Raw genomic sequence first — 17701 nt, 5'->3', positions numbered from 1 at the left:
TAACTAGCAGCGGCAAGCGCGTTGGTACCGCGACGATTGCTCTCATCCCTTGCAGTGCCACGTTACCGCGATTGCCCGCGAATGCGAGTCTTTCACGACGACAATTTCATTCCGTCGCGTCACCTTTCCGCCTTGTTGAGGTCGTCAAAACTGCGCCCCTCGTCGACCAGTTTTTGCAGCAACGGCGCGGGTTGCCAGAACCAGGCATCCTCTTCGGCGTAGCCTTCGATGGCGGCCAGCACCTTGGGCAGCCCCTGAATGTCAGCCCACTTCATCGGACCGCCCCAGTAGCGCGGGAATCCGTAACCGAATAGCAATGTCATATCCACATCGAGCGGGCGGCGCGCGATGCCTTCCCCGACCACCTTGGCGGCCTCGTTCACCATCGCACACATATAGCGGTGCACGATCTCCTCGTCGGAGAATTCACGCGGGCTAATGCCGCGCTCGCGCTGCTCCGCCGCAATCAACTCGGCAATCTTGGGATTGGGTTTACCGCCGCGCTGTCCTTCGGTGTAGACATAATAGCCCTCGCCCGTCTTCTGGCCGAAATGCCCCTGCTCGCACAGCTTGTCGATATAGGTCGGCACCCGCTCTTCGGGGTGGCGGTGCGGTGCCTTGCGCTTGCGCGTGGCCCAGCCGATATCCAGCCCCGCCAGATCGGCAACCGCGAACGGCCCCATCGCAAAGCCGAAGTTCGTGAGCGCCCGGTCGATCTGGTAGGGCGACGCGCCATCGAGCACCATGTGGTCCGCTGCCGTGCGGTAGACGGCGAGGATCCGGTTGCCGATGAAGCCGTCGCACACGCCCGCGCGCACCGACACCTTGCCCAGCATCTTGCCCAGCGCGAAGCCGGTCGCCACCACGTCGGGCGCGGTCTTGTCGGCCACCACGACTTCGAGCAGTTTCATCACATGCGCGGGGGAGAAGAAGTGCAGCCCGATCACGTCTTCGGGACGCGACGTGGCGGCGGCGATTTCGTTCACGTCCAGATAGGATGTGTTGGTGGCCAACACACAGCCCGGCTTGCACGTGGCGTCCAGCTTGGCGAAAACCTCGTGCTTGACGGCCATGTCCTCGAACACCGCTTCAATCGCCAGATCGACATCTTTCAGGCTGTCGTATTTCACCGAGACGGTCAGCGCGACAGTGATCAGCGCATCGAATTTCTGCTGGCTGATCTTGCCACGTTTCAACGCGCCCTGCAGGTTGCCCTCGATGCGGCCGCGGGCGGCGGTCGCCTGTTCCTCGCCCGTCTCGATCAGCACGACTTCGAGCCCCGCCAGAAGCGCCGCCGTGGCGATGCCCGCACCCATCGTGCCGCCGCCGATGATGCCCACCGATTGCAGGTGGCGCGGCTCGACGCCTTTGAGTTCGGGCAGGTTGCTGACCGCGCGCTCGTTGAAGAACGCGTGGATCAGGCCCTTGCGCTGATCGGTGTCCATCAGCTCCATGAACAATTCGCGTTCGCGTTTCATGCCTTCGTCGAAGGGCAGCTCGGACGCGGCCTGCACTGCGCGCACGGCGGTGGCGGGGCTGATCTGTCCGCGGCCCTTTTTCAGAACGGCGTCGTATTTCGCGTCCCAGTCGATGCCTTCGGGCGCGGGCATCTCGCTGACAGGGCGGCGCGGGGCGTTCTCGCTCAACAGGTCCATTGCATAGGCGATGCCCACCTCTTGCGGGTCGCCTTCCTCGATGCGGTCGATGATGCCCATCTTCTGCGCCTCGTCGGCCTTAATGTGGCGGCCCGTGGTGATCGCATCGACCGCGTTCGCGGCACCCGCCACGCGCGGCAAACGCTGGGTGCCGCCCGCACCGGGCAGGATACCCAGATGCACTTCGGGAAGCCCCACCCGTGCGGAGGGCTGTGCGACCCGGTAATGACAGCCTAGCGCGACCTCGAGCCCGCCGCCAAGGCTGACACCGTGCATGGAAGCCACGACGAGCAGCGGCGATTGTTCGATACGGGTGCACAGATCCGGAAGGTTCGGCTCCATCGGCGGTTTGCCGAATTCGGTGATGTCGGCACCGGCGATGAACGCGCGTCCATCTCCGACGATCACCACGGCGTGAACCGCATCGTCCGCCTCGGCGCGGTCCATCGCGTCGGACAGCCCCTGTCGGACGGCCTGGCTCAAGGCGTTGACCGGCGGGTTCTGGATCCGCAGGACGGCGATCATGTCGTGGACGGCATAGGCTACTTTATCGGGCATGGTGACTCCTTGGTTGTTTATCCGCGCCGGCCAAGCGCGGGGGCGTGGCCGCTGCGGTTTTCGTGCGCGTTGGCAAGCGCGTAAAAGGCCGGTCCGACGTCGGACTGCGCCCGTGCGCGCGGCAGATCGGGAGGCAAATCGGGGGGCAGCGCACCACGGACAAAGGCGACTGCCGCGCCGAATTCTCCGGCGTAGTATGGCACGCTTACCGCGTTGATTGTCGAGGCATATCGCGCCGCTTCGGATGCGATGGCAAATCCCTGCTCAACCCGCCGGTCCCAGCCGTCGCGCCGGGAGGCGCGCGACACATTCAAACCGCGCGTCGGCGCATTGGTGAACTTGCGGTCGTTGCTGCCCTCGGCAGGCGCGGTGTCGGGTGTGTCTTGCGTCATTGAGCCGCCCTTGGAATGATCCGCCAGAGTACAGGGAACGACACAATCGGCAAGAGCGCGATGGCATCTGGGGTGCCAAAGCGGAGGGTTCATGGTTTCTGATCGTAGACCGTCCTTTGCAGACTGTCTCGCCATTTTCCGAAAGAAGGACCGGCGGGTTCGGCGCACGGTGCAAGCGGATCTTTGGGAAAGATATGACCGCCCGGATGGGGATACCGGACGAAAAGGGGCCTACCGGGGGGGGGGATCAGGTTGGTTTTCGGTAGATGAACGCGCGGTCCGGTATTGCACCCTCGGGCCGGGGCAATTCGATCAGAGTATCGAAATACATCCGGTCGCTCGCAACCATGACGCCGCCGGGTGCCATCACCGCCTCGATCAAAGGCGAGACGGCGCGTGCGAACCCGGCGTTCTTCTTCGGGTTATGCCCGCCCAGATCAGCGTGGGCAAAGCTGACCGTCGGGCCGAGCCGTTCCAGCATCCTCGGGAGCGTCTCGAATACATCACCCATCACCAACTGTTCATCGGTCGGGGTGCTTTCGGGATGCGACGCGACCGTGCGCTCGAACACAAGGATATCGCGCCCGGAAATGCGGTCGCGGATGTGATCGAAGGTGCGCCCGTTGCCAAGGCCCAATTCGAACACCGGACCGCTCATGTCAGCGGTCAGTTCGATGGCATGATCTATGCAGGCACGCTGCGATACCATGCGGGCGATAAACAGATCGAGGCGGGTCATAAGATACTCTCCGTAAGCCATGCACCCTATCTGGTACATCGCAGGGCCAATGTAACCCCCGTTGCCACAGATGAGAGCAAAACGCGACGCGTCTGAACGCTGGACGTTGCGCGGGATATGGGGTTCACTCAAGGCTGCGAACAGGGATACCCATGCCGTTACTCGACGTTTCATCACTCAGCATCGCGTTCGGCAACGCGCCGCCGGTCGTCGACGGCGTGGGCTTTCGCGTGGACAGGGGCGAAACGCTGGCGCTCGTCGGCGAAAGCGGGTCCGGCAAGACGCTGACCTGTCGGGCGGTACTGCGGATCCTGCCCGCCGCGGCGCAGCTGCGCGCCGGCAGCATCCGTTATCGCAGCGGCCATTCCGATTGCGATATCCTGACCGCGACGCCCAAGACCCTGCGCAGCCTGCGCGGCGATCGTATCTCGATGATCTTTCAGGAGCCGATGCGTTCACTCTCGCCGTTGCACCGGCTGGGCAATCAGGTGGCCGAGGTGCTGCATCTGCACCGCTCGATCAGCGGTGCGCAGGCCCGGCGTCTGGTCCTCGCGCAGTTCGAGCGGGTGGGCTTTCCTGATCCAGAGCGCGCCTGGAGCAGCTATCCCTTCGAGATGTCGGGCGGCATGCGACAGCGTGCGATGATCGCGATGGCCGTGATATCACGCCCCGACCTGTTGATCGCGGACGAACCGACGACGGCGCTGGACGTCACCACGCAGGCGCAGGTTCTGGGCCTGATCAAGGATCTGCAGCGCGAAACCGGCATGGCCGTTATTCTGGTCACCCACGATCTGGGCGTCGTGGCAAACATGGCCGATAGCGTTGTGGTGATGAACAAGGGCCGCGTGATGGAAAGCGGCCGGGCCATGGATATCCTTGGCGCGCCGGCGCATGGTTATACTGCCAAGCTGTTCGCGGCAGCACCGGTCATTCCCGCGACGGCGGCCCCCGCGGCGGCAAGACCGGTAAGCGCGGATCCAATCCTGGATATCCGCAACGTTACCAAGAGCTTCACCATGAAGACGGGCCGCTGGCGCAAACCGTTCGTCGTGACCGCCTGCCGCGATATAACTCTGACGCTGCCGCGCGGCAGGACGCTGGCCGTGGTGGGCGAAAGCGGGTCGGGAAAGACGACATGCGCGCGGGTCGCATTGGGTGCCGTGAAGCCGGATCCGGGCGGGGAGGTGCTGTTTCGCGCCGCTCCCGGCTCTGTCCCGATACGGGTGCACGACATGGACGCCGCCCAGCGCCGCCACTTCCAGCGCGCGGCGCAGATGGTGTTTCAGGATCCCTATTCGTCCCTGTCGCCGCGCATGCGAGTGGTGTCGGCGCTGTGCGAACCGATGGAGATACACGGCATCGGCACCCGCGCCGAACAGCGCGAAAAGGCCGCCGAGATGGTCCGCATGGTGGGTTTGAGCCCCGACATGCTGCCGCGCTATCCACATGCGTTTTCGGGCGGCCAGCGCCAGCGCCTGTCGATCGCGCGGGCGCTGACGCTGGACCCAAGCCTTCTGGTGTGCGACGAGCCTACCTCGGCGCTGGACGTGTCGGTGCAGGATCAGATCCTGAGCCTGCTCGAAGAGATCCGCGACCGCGCGGGCCTGAGCTATCTCTTTATCAGCCACGATCTGGCCGTTGTGTCGCGGATCGCTGACGATGTCGCCGTCATGCGCGGCGGTGTCATCGTCGAGCAGGCACCGCCCGACACGCTGTTCTACAATCCGCAACACCCCTATACCAAAGCGTTGATCGCGGCACGGCCAGACCCCGACATTACGCGGCCCATCAACCTCGATCTTGTCGCGCGGGGGGCGGGCGCACCGTCAAGCTGGCCGGAAATGTACCGGTTCGAAGGAACCGAGGCCCCGGCCCTGCGCGAAGTGGGAAGCGGCCACAAGGTGCGGTGCCATGCTTAGATACATAGTGCCTCTCTTGCTCGCGGTGGCCCTGCCCGCCGCCGCCCAAACGCCCGAGCCGCGCGAGACGCAGTTCTGGCAAACGGAAGTTTCCGCCGGGGATCTGCCGCCGGTGGCGCAACGCTTGCCAGATACGCCGCTCGTCGTCGATCTGGAGGCGAAGGGGCGCAGAACCGGGATACAGGGCGGCACCTTGCGCACGCTGGTGTCGCGCAGCAAGGACATTCGCCAGATGGTCGTCTATGGGTACGGGCGGCTGGTGGGATACGCGCCCGATTATACGCTGTACCCGGATATCCTGCGCGATGTGACCAACGAAAACGACCAGCGGTTCACGCTGCACCTGCGGCCCGGGCACCGATGGTCAGACGGCGCGCCGTTCACCTCTGCCGATTTCGAATACTGGTGGGTTCATGTGGCCAACAACGCCGAGATCACGCCGACCGGACCGCCGGAATGGATGTTGGCGAACGGCAAGCCCGGACGTGTGAGTTTTCCCGATGCGCAGACCGTGGTTTTTGAATGGGACACGCCCAAACCTGGCTTTTTGCCGCTGTTGGCACAGGCCCGCCCACCGTTCATTTACCGGCCCGCGCACTACCTTAAACAGTTTCACATTGCATTCACGCCCCCGACGGAACTGGCCGGGATGATTGCCGGTGCACGGGTCACAAGTTGGGCCGCGCTGCACAATAAATACGACAACATGTACAAGTACGACAATCCGGATCTGCCCACCCTGCAGCCCTGGATCAACGCCACCGGTGACGCCTCCTCGCGTACGCTGTTCGTGCGCAACCCCTATTACCACCGGATCGACACGCAGGGCACACAGCTGCCCTATATCGACGTGATCGAAATGACGGTGGTGGGCGGCGGCCTGATCGCGGCCAAGGCCAACGCAGGCGAAGTCGATCTTCAGGCGCGCGGCCTCGATTTCCGCGATATCGCGATCCTCAAGAAGGGCGAGGCAGACGGTGCGCCCTACCGCACCTATCTGTGGGCCAACGGCACGGCAAGCCAGATCGCGATCTATCCCAACCTGAATTTTGCCGATCCGGTCTGGCGCGAGGTCATGCGCGATGTGCGGTTCCGCCACGCGCTCAGCCTCGGGATCGACCGGCGCATGATCAACCGCGCGCTTTATTTCGGGCTCGCCAGCGAGGGGGGCATGACGGCGCTGCCGCAAAGCCCGTTGTACGATGCGGATGATCTGCATGCCTGGGCGGATCTGGATCTGGCGCGTGCCAACGCGCTGCTGGACGAGATGGGCCTGACCGAGCGCGCGGCGAATGGCCTGCGCAAGCTGCCCGACGGCCGGGCGATGGAATTCGTCATCGAAACGGCAGGTGAGCGGCAGGAAGAGGAAAACGCGCTGACGATCATCGCAGATACATGGCGTGATCTGGGCCTCCGGCTGATCATGCGGCCACTGGACCGCGATATCCTGCGCAACCGCGTCTATGCGGGGCTGACGATGGCGTCGGTCTGGTACGGCTGGGACAACGGGCTGCCACGCCCCGAAACCTCGCCGCAATATTTGGCGCCGACGCAACAGGAATTCTTTGCCTGGCCGATGTGGGGCCAGTATTTCCAGACGCTGGAACAGGCCGGTGAGGCCCCCGATATGCCTGCCGCCCAGCGCCTGCTGGAGCTGGAAAAGGCGTGGTCGCGCACGACCGATACCGCCGAACGCACCGAAATCTGGGAAGAGATGCTGCACATTCATGCTGAAGAGCAGTTCGCCATCGGGATTCTCGCCGGTGCGCCGCAGCCGGTCGTCGTGTCCGACCGGTTGCACAATGTCCCCGAGCAAGCGATCTGGGCCTACGATCCGGGCGCCCATCTTGGCATCCACCGCATCGACGAGTTCTTCCTTGACGATCCATTGCGACAGGTGGGCCAATGATGTTGCTGCAATATGCCGTTATGCGGTTTGCGACGATGCTGCTGACGCTGTGGGTCGTGTCGATCCTGGTGTTCGTGATCATCAATCTGCCACCCGGCGATTATTTGTCCAACCAGATCGCCGAGCTGCGCGCGACGGGACAGGCCGAAGGGGTGGCCAAGGCAGAATTCCTGCGCCGCGAATACGCGCTTGATCGGCCCATTTGGGAGCAATACCTGATTTGGGCGGGCTTTGCGCCGGGGCCGCAGGGGTTTTTCGGGCTGATTCAGGGCAATTTCGGCTGGTCCTTCGAATTCGACCGCCCCGTCGCGGAGATCGTCGGCGATGCGCTCTGGCTGACAGTGCTGGTCAATCTGGCGGCGGTCATTTTCGTCTATGTCGTGGCGCTGCCGCTGGGTGTTCTGGCAGCGGCAAAATCGGAGACCTGGGTGGATTACACGGCAGGGTTCGTCGGGTATCTGGGCCTTGCCACGCCAAACTTCCTTCTGGCGCTGATGCTGTTCTATTATGGTCACAAGTACTTTGATCTGCCTATCGGGGGGCTGATGGCGCCCGCGTTCGAGGGCCAGCCGATGTCGTGGCCCAAGGTTAAATCCATTCTCGTACATTTGATCGTGCCGACCTTCGTGATCGGCACGTCGGGGGCCGCGGCGATGATGCAGCGGCTGCGCGCCAATATGCTCGACGAGTTGAGCAAGCCCTACGTCGAGACAGCCATCGCCAAGGGCATGAAGCCGTCGAAGATGCTGCGCAAATATCCGCTGCGCATGGCGTTCAATCCGTTCGTCGCCGATCTGGGCAATCTGTTGCCCGCGATGGTGTCGGGGTCGGTTCTGGTGTCGGTGGTGCTGGGCCTGCAAACGATCGGCCCCTATCTGCTGACCGCGCTGAAATCCCAGGACCAGTTTCTGGCCGCCTTCGTGCTGATGTTCGTGGCCCTGTTGACGCTGATCGGGACGATGATCTCGGACCTGCTGCTGGTGCTGCTGGATCCACGCATTCGCATGGGCGCGCGAGACTGATGGGGATCCAGCCGTCCAACAGATTTGTCGACACGGCACCCTGGACCGATGACGCGGACCTGTCCGAAATCGCGCGCGCCGAATTCGACGCCCCGGCCTATGTACTGGTGTGGCGCAAGTTCCGGCGGCACAAGCTGGGGCTGATTTCGGGGGTGTTCCTGCTTTTGTGCTATCTTATCTTGCCGGTGGCAGGGTTCGTTTCGCCCTACACTGCCAACGAGCGCAGCGCCGATTACCTCTATCATCCGCCGCAGGGGATCAACCTGTGGCACGCCGGAGATTTCATCGGCCCGTTCGTCTATCCGACGACGGCGCAAGCGGATCTGGAAAACTACCGCTGGACCTATCACACGGACGAAACCAGCCCGATGCCGCTGGAGTTTTTCTGCGAAGGTGCACAGTACAACCTGATTGGCCTGATCCCGTCGGATACGCATCTGTTTTGTGCGCCCGACGGGGCGACGATGTTTCTGTGGGGATCCGACCGATTGGGCCGCGATGTCTTCAGCCGTATCCTCTACGGCGCGCAACTGTCGCTGACCGTGGGGCTGATCGGCATCACGGTCAGCTTTGCCTTGGGGATCTTCTTTGGCGCGCTGGCCGGGTATTTCGGCGGCAGGACCGATTGGATCGTGAATCGCGCGATCGAAATTCTGCGCTCCCTACCCGAGCTCCCCTTGTGGCTGGCGCTCTCTGCGGCAGTGCCGTCGAATTGGGGACCGGTTGCTGTGTTCTTTGTCATCTCGATCATACTGGGCATCCTCGACTGGCCGGGGCTTGCGCGGGCGGTCCGCTCAAAATTCCTCAGCCTGCGCGAAGAAGAGTTCGTGCGCGCCGCAGAGATGATGGGTGCACGGCCCGGGCGGGTGATCAGACGGCACCTGCTGCCCAACTTCATGAGCCATCTGATTGCGTCCGCAACACTGTCGATCCCGGCCATGATCCTGGGCGAGACGGCGCTGAGCTTTCTGGGGCTGGGGCTGCGCGCACCCGCTGTCAGCTGGGGCGTGATGCTTAACGATGCGCAGAACCTCGCGAGCATCGAGATCTATCCCTGGACGGCGACACCGATGCTGCCGATCATCGTGGTTGTGCTGGCCTTCAATTTCCTCGGCGACGGCCTGCGCGCGTCGCTCGACCCCTACCGAACGTGAAAAGGGCGCGGTGTGCGCCGCGCCCTTTCGCCTTTGGCGTCGGCGATCGGTCAGCCCAACTCGCCTTCTTCGTACCAATCGCCCATCTTGGTTTCCGTGTCGGTGCCCACCATCTTGGCGAACGCCTCGGGATCCTGCGTGCCGCCGTCACGGCCCCGATAGTGGTAGGGGTAGACATAGGTCGGCTTGAATTCCGCCACGGCGGATGCGGCGGCATTCGCGTCCATCGTAAAGGGCAGGTTCATGGAGATGAACGCCAGATCGATGTTCTGCAATGCCCGCATTACCGGCGTGTCCTCGGTATCGCCGGAGATATACATGCGGAAGCCATCAAACCCGAGCACGTAGCCGTTATCACGCCCCTGCGGGTGGAAGTTCTTGCGCTCTTCGGTGGTGTTGTAGGCGGGGATCGCCTCGATCGACAGACCCTCGAATGTGGCGGTGCCGCCGTTTTCGACCGCGGACGCTTTTGCCTGCATGGCTTCGGGCAGCATATCGTAGACCGCCGGATTTGCGATGATCTGCGTGCCTTCGGCGACGATTCCGTCCAGCGTTTCCTGATTGTAGTGGTCGCCGTGCTCGTGCGTGATCAGAACCAGATCCGGCTTGGCAAACGCGCTGTAGCTGTCGGCGCCATCGACCGGATCGACGTAGATCACCCCGACGGGTGTCTCGGCGACAAAGGACGCATGGTGAACGGGATGGATCGTGATGTTACCGCCGGGTGTCTCGAACGTATCGCCGCCGTGGGCTGCAGCGCGCGCGCCGTAGGGCAGAAACGTCACTGCGCCTGTCACAGCGGCTCCGGTAATGAGAAACTGGCGTCTGGATGGTGTTTTGAAAGATGTCATGATCACTCCGTATTTGCTGTTGTCCGGGCAGAAGCGTAGCGCGGATTTGCCGCAGATCAAGGGCGGCCCGGGCCGTCAAAGCGGCCCTGCGTTGCCATTTTATGGCCAGATTATTTCGCTATCGAGAACGGAAATGTTGCGAGGCGATATAATGCAGGACCTGATTTTTTTCTTGCGCGAGTTCATGGATTTTCTGTTCAACTGGAATTCGCGGCTCGCATTTTTGTATCTCGCCGGAACAGTGGTTCTGGCCTACGTCATCTGGTGTGCGCGGGGCAGGCCGAATAGCTTCGTCAGCTGGTTGTTGCCGCGCGACGTCTATCTGCACAAGTCAAACCTTGTCGATGGAAAGATCTTCGCGTTCAATACTTTGCTGACGATGGGCGGTGCTTTCACGGCGATTGCGGCGACCCCTGCGGTCAGCCATTTTGTGCTCACGGCTTTATCGGGTGATCCCGCCCAAGGCGCTGCCGCCGGCACCTCCTGGACGACGAGCGCCCTCGCCACGTTGATCATCGTTCTGACACTGGATTTCTGTGTATACTGGACGCACCGCATCCACCACGAAACACAGTTGCTGTGGCCCTTCCATGCGGTGCACCATTCCGCCGAGGTGATGACGCCTCTTACGGTACAGCGTAAACATCCGATGTATATCGTGATCGGCATCGTGATCCGGGGGCTGATCCTCGGTTCAGCGCAGGGGGTAATGCTGTATGTGTTTGTCGGACATGTCGATGTCATGACCATCGGCAGCGTAAACGCAGCCTATTTCACCTTCAACATGCTTGGCTCAAACCTGCGCCACAGCCATATCTGGCTGAGCTACGGGCGGGTGCTGGAGCATGTGTTCATCTCTCCCGCGCAGCATCACATCCACCATTCCAAGGACAAGAAGCATTACAACAAGAACTACGGCGAAGTCTTCGCGATTTGGGATCTGATGTTCGGCACCCTCTATGTACCGAAAACCTATGAAGACATCACCTTTGGACTGGCGGACGCAAACGGCCAGTTGATCGAGCAGCCGCACCCAACACTGCGCGCAGCGATGTTGCATCCTTTCGTCGAGAGCTGGGAGGCGCTTTGGAAAGGGACATCGCGCGACCCGGCCGTCGCGCAGAACGCCGCCGCCAACAGCACGCCGACCGCTTAATGAACCGGGGGCTTTCGCTTTGGCTCGATGTGTTGCGTGTCGGCGCGACCTTCGCTGTGGTGCTGTCGCATCTGGCCTACCCACGCTTTACGCGGGGCGACTATGCCATCCTGCGCGAACTCAATATTGGCAGCGATGCTGTCATCGTCTTCTTCGTGGTGTCGGGGTTCGTGATCGCGTATGCAGCGGGGCGGGACGGCACGGCGGGGCGCTATGGGTTCAACAGGCTGACGCGCCTGTGGCTGGTGCTGATACCGGCGATCATCCTGACATGCGTGTTCGACCGTATCGGAATAGCGGTGGATGCCAGCGCCTATCCGGCGGGGTTCTATCAGCCGCTGGGCTTTTGGGAAATGCTGCTGCGCGGCACGATGTTCGGCAATGAGTGGGACATCTGGGGCCGCGTGCGCCTTGGCTCCAACGGGCCGCTGTGGTCGCTCAGCTACGAGGCGGCGTATTATCTTTTGTTCGGGATCGCCGTGTTCCTGCGCGGACCGCGCAAATGGGTGCTGTTGATTTGCGTGGCACTGCTGGCCGGGCCGCGAATCCTTTTGCTGATGCCCGCGTGGTTGATGGGCGTCTGGCTGTGGCATCGCGTGTCGCGTCCTTCCGCGCCCGGGCCTTCGGGCTGGCCGCTGGCGCTGGCTGGCCCTGTCTTATACGCCGCTTGCCTGTGGGCGGGTGTGCCTGCCGCACTGGCAGGGATCATTGGAACCTGCGTCCTATCGCAGCGTGCTGGCGTTCTCGGACGAATTTATGTGGAACGCGCTGATCGGGGTGTTCACGGCGATGCATCTGCTGGGGGTTTCCCGGATTGCGGCGCACAGCGTACGCGACATCTTGTGGGTGCGCTGGATGGCCGGGGCGAGTTTCTCGATCTATGTAACGCATTACCCTGCCCTGCATCTGCTGGATGCCGCCCTGCCGGAGACGGCAATCGCCCGCGATGCGCTCCTGCTTTTCGGGGCGCTGGGGACTGGTCTGGCTTTTGCGCAGATCTTCGAGCGCAGGATCGGGCCGCTGCGCGCCGGTCTGTTGCGGTTGGGCGGTTTGCGCAAAACGCGGCATCCGGTCGCCGCCGAATAGAGGCGTCAGCGGTCGTCGGTTGTGTCGGCGGTGGCCGCGCCGTCTTCGTCCTGGTCAAGCGATGCATGGGCGGCGGCGGCGATCTCGCGCTTCTGGTCTTCGGAAAGATGCCCGACCGGGCCATCCGCCAGCCGCACGGTCACCTCGCGATGCGCGAACTTGATCCCCTCCCGCTCGAACAACGCGCGGATCTCCTCGTAGACGCGTTTGCGCACCAGCCATTGGTCGCCCGGTTTGGTCATGAACTTTACCCGGATGATCATCGCACTGTCCTGCATTTCGATCACGCCTTGCGATTTGAGCGGCTGGATGAAATTCTCGCCGATCACCGGGTCGTCCAGCAGCGCGATGCCGAGCTTCTTGATCAGCTTGCGGACCTTTTCCACATCGGTGTCGTAGGTCACGCGCAGGGGCAGCTTCATGATGACCCAATCGCGGCTGTAGTTGGTCATCACCTGTAGCTCTCCGAAAGGAATGGTGTGCAGCGCGCCCAGATGGTGGCGCAGCTGGAAAGAGCGCACCGAGATCTTCTCGACCGTGCCTTTGACACCGCCCACGTCCAGATACTCTCCCTTGCGGAACGCGTCGTCGAAGAGAAAGAAAGCACCGGCAAAGATGTCGCGCACCAGCGCCTGGGAGCCGAAGCCGACAGCCACTCCGACGATGCCCGCGCCTGCAAACAGCGGACCCACATTGATCCCGAACTCCATCAACACGATCAGGCCGACGGTCACGATCACCAGTATCAGCACGAAGTTGCGAAACAGCGGCAGAAGTGTCGCCAGCCGCGATACCGAGGACGCGCCACCGCCCTCGCCGCCGAACTCTTCCTCGTCCTCCGGTTCGTCGCCCGCTTCTTCGGCGATCTTGGTGTCGATCCAGATGCGGAAGGCGTGATAGACGATGTAGCCGATGAAAATCACCGCCATCACGTCAAGCAGACGGTCGGCGGCGGTTTCGACCATTTCGGTGCTGTCATTGTCCCAGATGTAGAAGAACGCATAGGTCCCCGCGACGAACGCGAGAATACCGGCCACCCGTCGCGCCAGCGCCTCGAAGCTGTTAAGCGCGGGCGCCGGCAAGTCGCGCTCAGGCATCGCAATCACCTGCTCGGCTGCTGTCGAATTGGCGGTGTCGGGCGCGGCATCCAAAGCAGTCGCGCGGTTGGGCCCCGCCTCTTGCGCATCCGCGCCGGGGTCTGTGCCGTCTTGTCGCAACACCTGCGCGGCCTGCGCGCGGGCGCGACTGTGGGCGTGCCCGGCCCTTTCCTCTTCGGCCTGCCGCGCCCGCAGTAGACGGATCGCGCGGGCGCGGGCGAAACTGCGTTCGATCAGATAGTTGATCGCGCCGTAGACGATGATGATCGACATCAGGACGCCGTAGCCGCCCGCGATCAGCGGGATCGAGCTGGGAATTTCAAGGATCAGGTCGTAGGTCAGCTCGAACCACGCGAAGATGACGTAGACAATGACAGCAGGCGCCCAAACGCGGCTGAGAAACCGGGAGAGCGCGCTGCAGTCGGCCATAGGTTTTCCGTGCCGCAAAGCATTGGAAACCGCGCGCCGGTTGACCAGTACCAGAAGGATGTTGAGCAGCACGACCGCCGCCGACAAAAGCCCCGTCACCAGCGCGTAGATGTCGTAGTTCAACCCCAACTCGCTCAGCCATATTCCGAACAGGATCGCGCAGGCGTCAAAGCTGGCCATCACCCAAAGCCAGCGGTGCAGACGCTTTGCATCACGGTCGGAGAAGATCGGAATGCGGTATTGCGACAGGAACGGCGACAGGATCATCCGCCACAGCCCCGCCACCAGACGGCAGACAAAGTATCCGACGTTGATCAGGGTGACGGTGAATTGCATCGCCGTATCGTCGAGCGGCGGAAACAGCAGCGCGCCGATCACATAGGCCACGGCCATCGACACCAGAATGCCCGCGACCCCGGTACAGAAACGAAACACCAGAAACGGCATCTTTTCCGCGTATCCTTTGGGGTCTTTCTGCGCCCGTGCCACAACGAAACGGCGTGCAAACCTTTTCGCGAACACCTCCCGCTCCACCACCACACCGATTCCGAACAGCGCGAGGCTCAGGACCAGCGTCTTGACGAAAAGCATGATGGTGCCATCGGGAGACGCCGCGCGCAGGATATAAAGCACCTCGTTGATGGCCGCTGGCAGTTGCGCCAGCCGCGCCAACAACGCGTCGCGCAGCGCATCCGCAGTGGCCTGTGCATTCATCAGTGCCGAATGCTGGTCCACCTGCGCCGGCACGGGGCCGGTGTCGCGCGCCGCAACCTGTGCGACGATATTGCCGTCAGCATCGAGCACGACGACGGCGTTCCCCTCCCCGGCGGCCTGACTCAGGGCCTGTGCGAGGGGGGTGCCGGTCGTCTGGTCCACCTGCGATCCAGGAAACAGGCTGCCCAGACCCTGTGCGTCCGTCTGTCCGGCCGATATGAGTACGGAGAAAACAACGAAAATGAATGCGGCGACCGTGCGGTTTAGCATGGATAGAAATCCTTTTCCTGCCCGATCAAAGAGTGGCGATCACCCTGATGTGACGCTAGTCACTCGGCTGCGGCATTGCAATTCCGAGGTCCGCCCCCACCTGTCACGAAGTAGAGCGCCGCGTGTCATGTGTTTGTTGATATTTTACACCGGGTCGCATTTCATGCCATAGCGATGCGCGAGCCGCCTCCGGGACGTGCCTGTCGCATTTTCACTTCGAGGACTCGCCGATGCCATCCCAGACAGCACAAGATCGGATTGCCGTTTTGGGACTTGGGTATGTCGGTCTCCCCCTGACGCTTGCGCTGGCGCGCGCGGGGTTCGACGTGCTGGGCTTTGACATCCACGCGCCCGTGATCGACGCGCTGCGCGCAGGGCACGATCCGAACGGTGAGATCACAGATGAAAAGGTCGCGGCAACGACGGCCCGGTTTTCCCACGACGCCGCCGATCTGGCAGGCAGGACCGCGTTCATCATCGCGGTCCCGACCCCGATCACCGACGCCAAGACCCCCGATCTGGGGCCCGTGCTGGGCGCATGTGCCAGCATCGCGCCGCATCTGACGGACGGTGCCTTGGTGGTGTTGGAAAGCACGGTCTACCCCGGCGTAACCGAGGACGTGTGCGGCCCTGCCCTTGCAGCGGGTAGCGGTCTTGAACCGGGACGGCAGATCAAGCTGGCCTATTCCCCCGAACGGGTGAACCCCGGCGATGCCGAGCATTCGATGGAAAACGTGATCAAGATCATCGCGGCGCAGGACGACGATACCCTCGCACGGGTCGAGGCGATCTATACGCCGGTCGTGAAAGCCGGTCTGCACCGCGCGTCTTCAATCGCCACTGCCGAGGCCGCCAAAGTAATCGAAAACACGCAACGCGATCTCAACATCGCGCTGGTCAACGAGTTTGCGCTGATCTTCGCGCGCCTCGGACTAGACACGCTGGAGGTGCTGGAGGCCGCCGGCACCAAATGGAATTTCCTGCCCTTCCGCCCCGGTCTGGTGGGCGGGCATTGCATCGGTGTCGATCCCTATTATCTCACCTACCGCGCCGAGCAGCTTGGCTATCACCCCGAAGTGATACTCGCGGGGCGGCGGATCAACGACCACATGGGCGCGCATGTGGCGCAAACCCTGATCAAGACGATGCTCAAGCGCGATATTGGCGTGCGCGCGGCGCGCGTTCTGATTTTGGGCTACACGTTCAAGGAAAACTGCGCCGATACCCGCAACACCCGTGTCGCCGATATCGTGGCAGAACTGGACGAATACGGCGTGCGCGCCGATGTACATGATCCGTGGGTCGGCACCGAAACACTGAGCACCGTACACGGGGTCAGCGCGGTTGCCAGTCCGCAAAACGGCCAGTACGACGCAATCATCGTGGCGGTCGGGCACCGCGAATTTATCGAGTTGGGTGCAGACGCCATCCGGGCCTACGGCAAGCAAGTTGCGCTGGTTTACGACATCAAGGGAATTTTTGGCAAATCAGGCAGTGACCTGAGGCTTTGAGCCGCCAACAGACGGAAAAAGGGGGCAGCCATGCCGCAAGAGGCGATTCACAATGCCGCAGAGCGTGTACCCGGCCGCCGTGTCATGCTGTACAGCCACGATACTTTCGGTCTTGGCCACTTGCGCCGATCGCGCGCGCTGGCCTCGGCGCTGACGCAGGGTGACGACCGCGCATCTGCCATCATCCTCACCGGCTCGCCTGTCGCGGGACGGTTCACGTTTCCAGAACGCGTCGATCATATCCGGCTGCCGGGGGTGACAAAGCTGCCTGACGGTTCCTACATCAGCCAGACGCTTGGCCTCGACATCGACGCGACCACGAATTTGCGCGCGGGCCTGATCCAGACAGCGGTGGAGCAGTACAGCCCCGATCTGCTTATCGTCGACAAGGAGCCGACCGGTTTCCGCGGAGAGTTGCTGCCGACGCTCGAATGGCTTCAATCGCGCGGCGAGTGCCGGATCGTGCTGGGTCTGCGCGACGTGCTGGACGCGCCGGAGGTTCTTGCCGCCGAGTGGGCGCGCAAGGGTGCGGTTCACGCGGCCGAAGCCTATTACGACGAATTCTGGGTCTATGGCTCGGAGGATTTCTATGATCCCACCCGTGGCCTTCCGCTCAGCGATGCCACACGCGCCCGCATCCACTATACCGGCTATCTGCGCCGTCAGGTGACAGACAATGCAGAAGTGCCCGAGGCGCCCTATATCCTCATCACACCGGGCGGCGGTGGCGACGGGGCCGCGATGGTGTCACTGGTACTGGCCGCCTACGAAGCCGATCCGACGCTGGAACCGAACGCGATGCTGGTCTATGGTCCGTTTCTTTCTGGTGAAACGCGCGACGCGCTGGATGCGCGGGTTGCACGGCTGGACGGGCGGGTGACGGCCAGCGGCTTCGACAGCCGGATCGAGGCCTTGTTCGCAGGCGCGCAAGGGGTAATCTGCATGGGCGGTTACAACACGTTTTGCGAAGTCCTCAGCTTTGACCGCCGCGCGGTGATCGTGCCCCGCACCACACCGCGTCTCGAACAGTGGATCCGCGCCAGCCGCGCGGAGGAACTGGGTCTTGTTCAGATGCTCGATGAAAGCCGCGACGGCATGACGCCCGAGGCGATGATCAGGGCGATCCGGGGATTGCCGACACAGGGAAAACCGTCCGAGGCGGGAGCCGACAGGCTTTTGGACGGGCTTGATTTCGTGGTGCGGCGCGGTCGCGCCCTGATGCAGAGGGAGGATTGA

General features: G+C 62.7%; 13 protein-coding genes and 1 pseudogene. 9 read left to right on the top strand and 5 right to left on the bottom strand.

The annotated features are described in order from the left end of the window. Nucleotides 1-119: 119 nt before the first annotated feature. The 3 genes from Q1A06_RS15895 to Q1A06_RS15885 form a co-directional block, all read right to left on the bottom strand. Nucleotides 120-2213 carry a 3-hydroxyacyl-CoA dehydrogenase NAD-binding domain-containing protein gene (locus Q1A06_RS15895; protein WP_299565835.1) on the bottom strand — a complete coding sequence of 698 codons (2094 nt, stop codon included), beginning with the start codon at nt 2211-2213 and terminating at the stop codon, nt 120-122. Nucleotides 2214-2230: 17 nt separating this feature from the next. After that, a complete protein-coding gene (locus tag Q1A06_RS15890; RefSeq protein WP_299565832.1) occupies nt 2231-2605 on the bottom strand; it encodes a hypothetical protein in 375 nt (124 codons plus the stop codon). 247 nt (nt 2606-2852) lie between these two features. After that, complete coding sequence (locus Q1A06_RS15885) at nt 2853-3344, bottom strand: class I SAM-dependent methyltransferase (RefSeq protein WP_299565829.1); 492 nt, start codon at nt 3342-3344, stop codon at nt 2853-2855. Between the two features lie 152 nt (nt 3345-3496). Here Q1A06_RS15885 and Q1A06_RS15880 point away from each other — a divergent pair, with 152 nt between their 5' ends. Genes Q1A06_RS15880 through Q1A06_RS15865 form a run of 4 tightly spaced genes read left to right on the top strand, consistent with a single transcriptional unit; the run spans nt 3497 to nt 9351 of the window. Further along, a complete protein-coding gene (locus Q1A06_RS15880) occupies nt 3497-5266 on the top strand; it encodes an ABC transporter ATP-binding protein (protein WP_299565826.1) in 1770 nt (589 codons plus the stop codon). Continuing rightward, nucleotides 5259-7175 (top strand): ABC transporter substrate-binding protein, encoded by a 1917-nt coding sequence (locus tag Q1A06_RS15875; protein WP_299565823.1) that lies wholly within the window; start codon nt 5259-5261, stop codon nt 7173-7175. Before Q1A06_RS15880 ends, Q1A06_RS15875 begins: the two co-directional genes overlap by 8 nt. Beyond that, nucleotides 7172-8197: an ABC transporter permease gene (locus tag Q1A06_RS15870; RefSeq protein ID WP_299565820.1), complete on the top strand. Its 1026-nt coding sequence runs from the start codon at nt 7172-7174 to the stop codon at nt 8195-8197. The genes Q1A06_RS15875 and Q1A06_RS15870 overlap by 4 nt, the downstream gene beginning before the upstream one ends. Then, nucleotides 8197-9351: an ABC transporter permease gene (locus tag Q1A06_RS15865; protein WP_299565817.1), complete on the top strand. Its 1155-nt coding sequence runs from the start codon at nt 8197-8199 to the stop codon at nt 9349-9351. Before Q1A06_RS15870 ends, Q1A06_RS15865 begins: the two co-directional genes overlap by 1 nt. A 50-nt stretch (nt 9352-9401) precedes the next feature. On the opposite strand, the gene Q1A06_RS15860 is transcribed toward Q1A06_RS15865, so the two are convergent. Beyond that, on the bottom strand, nt 9402-10202 hold the full coding sequence (locus Q1A06_RS15860; protein WP_299565814.1) for an MBL fold metallo-hydrolase: 801 nt from the start codon (nt 10200-10202) through the stop codon (nt 9402-9404). Nucleotides 10203-10353: 151 nt separating this feature from the next. Here Q1A06_RS15860 and Q1A06_RS15855 point away from each other — a divergent pair, with 151 nt between their 5' ends. The 3 genes and pseudogenes from Q1A06_RS15855 (at nt 10354) to Q1A06_RS15850 (ending at nt 12444) form a co-directional block, all read left to right on the top strand. Continuing rightward, complete coding sequence (locus Q1A06_RS15855; protein WP_299565812.1) at nt 10354-11358, top strand: sterol desaturase family protein; 1005 nt, start codon at nt 10354-10356, stop codon at nt 11356-11358. Continuing rightward, a pseudogene (locus Q1A06_RS21085) lies at nt 11358-11927 on the top strand (acyltransferase family protein); the annotation flags it as partial. The gene Q1A06_RS15855 and the pseudogene Q1A06_RS21085, both read left to right, overlap by 1 nt. A gap of 163 nt (nt 11928-12090) precedes the next feature. After that, nucleotides 12091-12444: a hypothetical protein gene (locus Q1A06_RS15850; protein ID WP_299565809.1), complete on the top strand. Its 354-nt coding sequence runs from the start codon at nt 12091-12093 to the stop codon at nt 12442-12444. Between the two features lie 5 nt (nt 12445-12449). Here Q1A06_RS15850 and Q1A06_RS15845 read toward each other — a convergent pair whose 3' ends face one another. Continuing rightward, complete coding sequence (locus tag Q1A06_RS15845) at nt 12450-14954, bottom strand: mechanosensitive ion channel family protein (protein WP_299565806.1); 2505 nt, start codon at nt 14952-14954, stop codon at nt 12450-12452. A gap of 230 nt (nt 14955-15184) precedes the next feature. On the opposite strand from Q1A06_RS15845, the gene Q1A06_RS15840 reads away from it, so the two are divergent. Beyond that, the gene (locus Q1A06_RS15840) at nt 15185-16465 is read left to right on the top strand and encodes a nucleotide sugar dehydrogenase (RefSeq protein WP_299565803.1); all 1281 of its coding nucleotides are present in this window, start codon (nt 15185-15187) and stop codon (nt 16463-16465) included. A gap of 30 nt (nt 16466-16495) precedes the next feature. Next, on the top strand, nt 16496-17701 hold the full coding sequence (locus Q1A06_RS15835) for a hypothetical protein (RefSeq protein ID WP_299565799.1): 1206 nt from the start codon (nt 16496-16498) through the stop codon (nt 17699-17701).

It is taken from the genome of uncultured Sulfitobacter sp., from assembly GCF_947497275.1.
GTDB lineage: Bacteria > Pseudomonadota > Alphaproteobacteria > Rhodobacterales > Rhodobacteraceae > Sulfitobacter.
The sequence above is the reverse complement of the archived record's forward strand: the minus strand, read 5'-3'. Positions and strand labels throughout refer to the sequence as shown.

Excerpts from the sequence above, each read along its gene's own strand:
- Q1A06_RS15855 (WP_299565812.1), top strand. The coding sequence starts at position 10,354 with ATGCAGGACCTGATTTTTTTCTTGCGCGAGTTCATGGATTTTCTGTTC.
- Q1A06_RS15875 (WP_299565823.1), top strand. The coding sequence starts at position 5,259 with ATGCTTAGATACATAGTGCCTCTCTTGCTCGCGGTGGCCCTGCCCGCC.
- Q1A06_RS15885 (WP_299565829.1), bottom strand. The coding sequence starts at position 3,344 with ATGACCCGCCTCGATCTGTTTATCGCCCGCATGGTATCGCAGCGTGCC.
- Q1A06_RS15865 (WP_299565817.1), top strand. The coding sequence starts at position 8,197 with ATGGGGATCCAGCCGTCCAACAGATTTGTCGACACGGCACCCTGGACC.
- Q1A06_RS15890 (WP_299565832.1), bottom strand. The coding sequence starts at position 2,605 with ATGACGCAAGACACACCCGACACCGCGCCTGCCGAGGGCAGCAACGAC.
- Q1A06_RS15860 (WP_299565814.1), bottom strand. The coding sequence starts at position 10,202 with ATGACATCTTTCAAAACACCATCCAGACGCCAGTTTCTCATTACCGGA.
- Q1A06_RS15840 (WP_299565803.1), top strand. The coding sequence starts at position 15,185 with ATGCCATCCCAGACAGCACAAGATCGGATTGCCGTTTTGGGACTTGGG.
- Q1A06_RS15870 (WP_299565820.1), top strand. The coding sequence starts at position 7,172 with ATGATGTTGCTGCAATATGCCGTTATGCGGTTTGCGACGATGCTGCTG.
- Q1A06_RS15895 (WP_299565835.1), bottom strand. The coding sequence starts at position 2,213 with ATGCCCGATAAAGTAGCCTATGCCGTCCACGACATGATCGCCGTCCTG.
- Q1A06_RS15845 (WP_299565806.1), bottom strand. The coding sequence starts at position 14,954 with ATGCTAAACCGCACGGTCGCCGCATTCATTTTCGTTGTTTTCTCCGTA.
- Q1A06_RS15835 (WP_299565799.1), top strand. The coding sequence starts at position 16,496 with ATGCCGCAAGAGGCGATTCACAATGCCGCAGAGCGTGTACCCGGCCGC.
- Q1A06_RS15880 (WP_299565826.1), top strand. The coding sequence starts at position 3,497 with ATGCCGTTACTCGACGTTTCATCACTCAGCATCGCGTTCGGCAACGCG.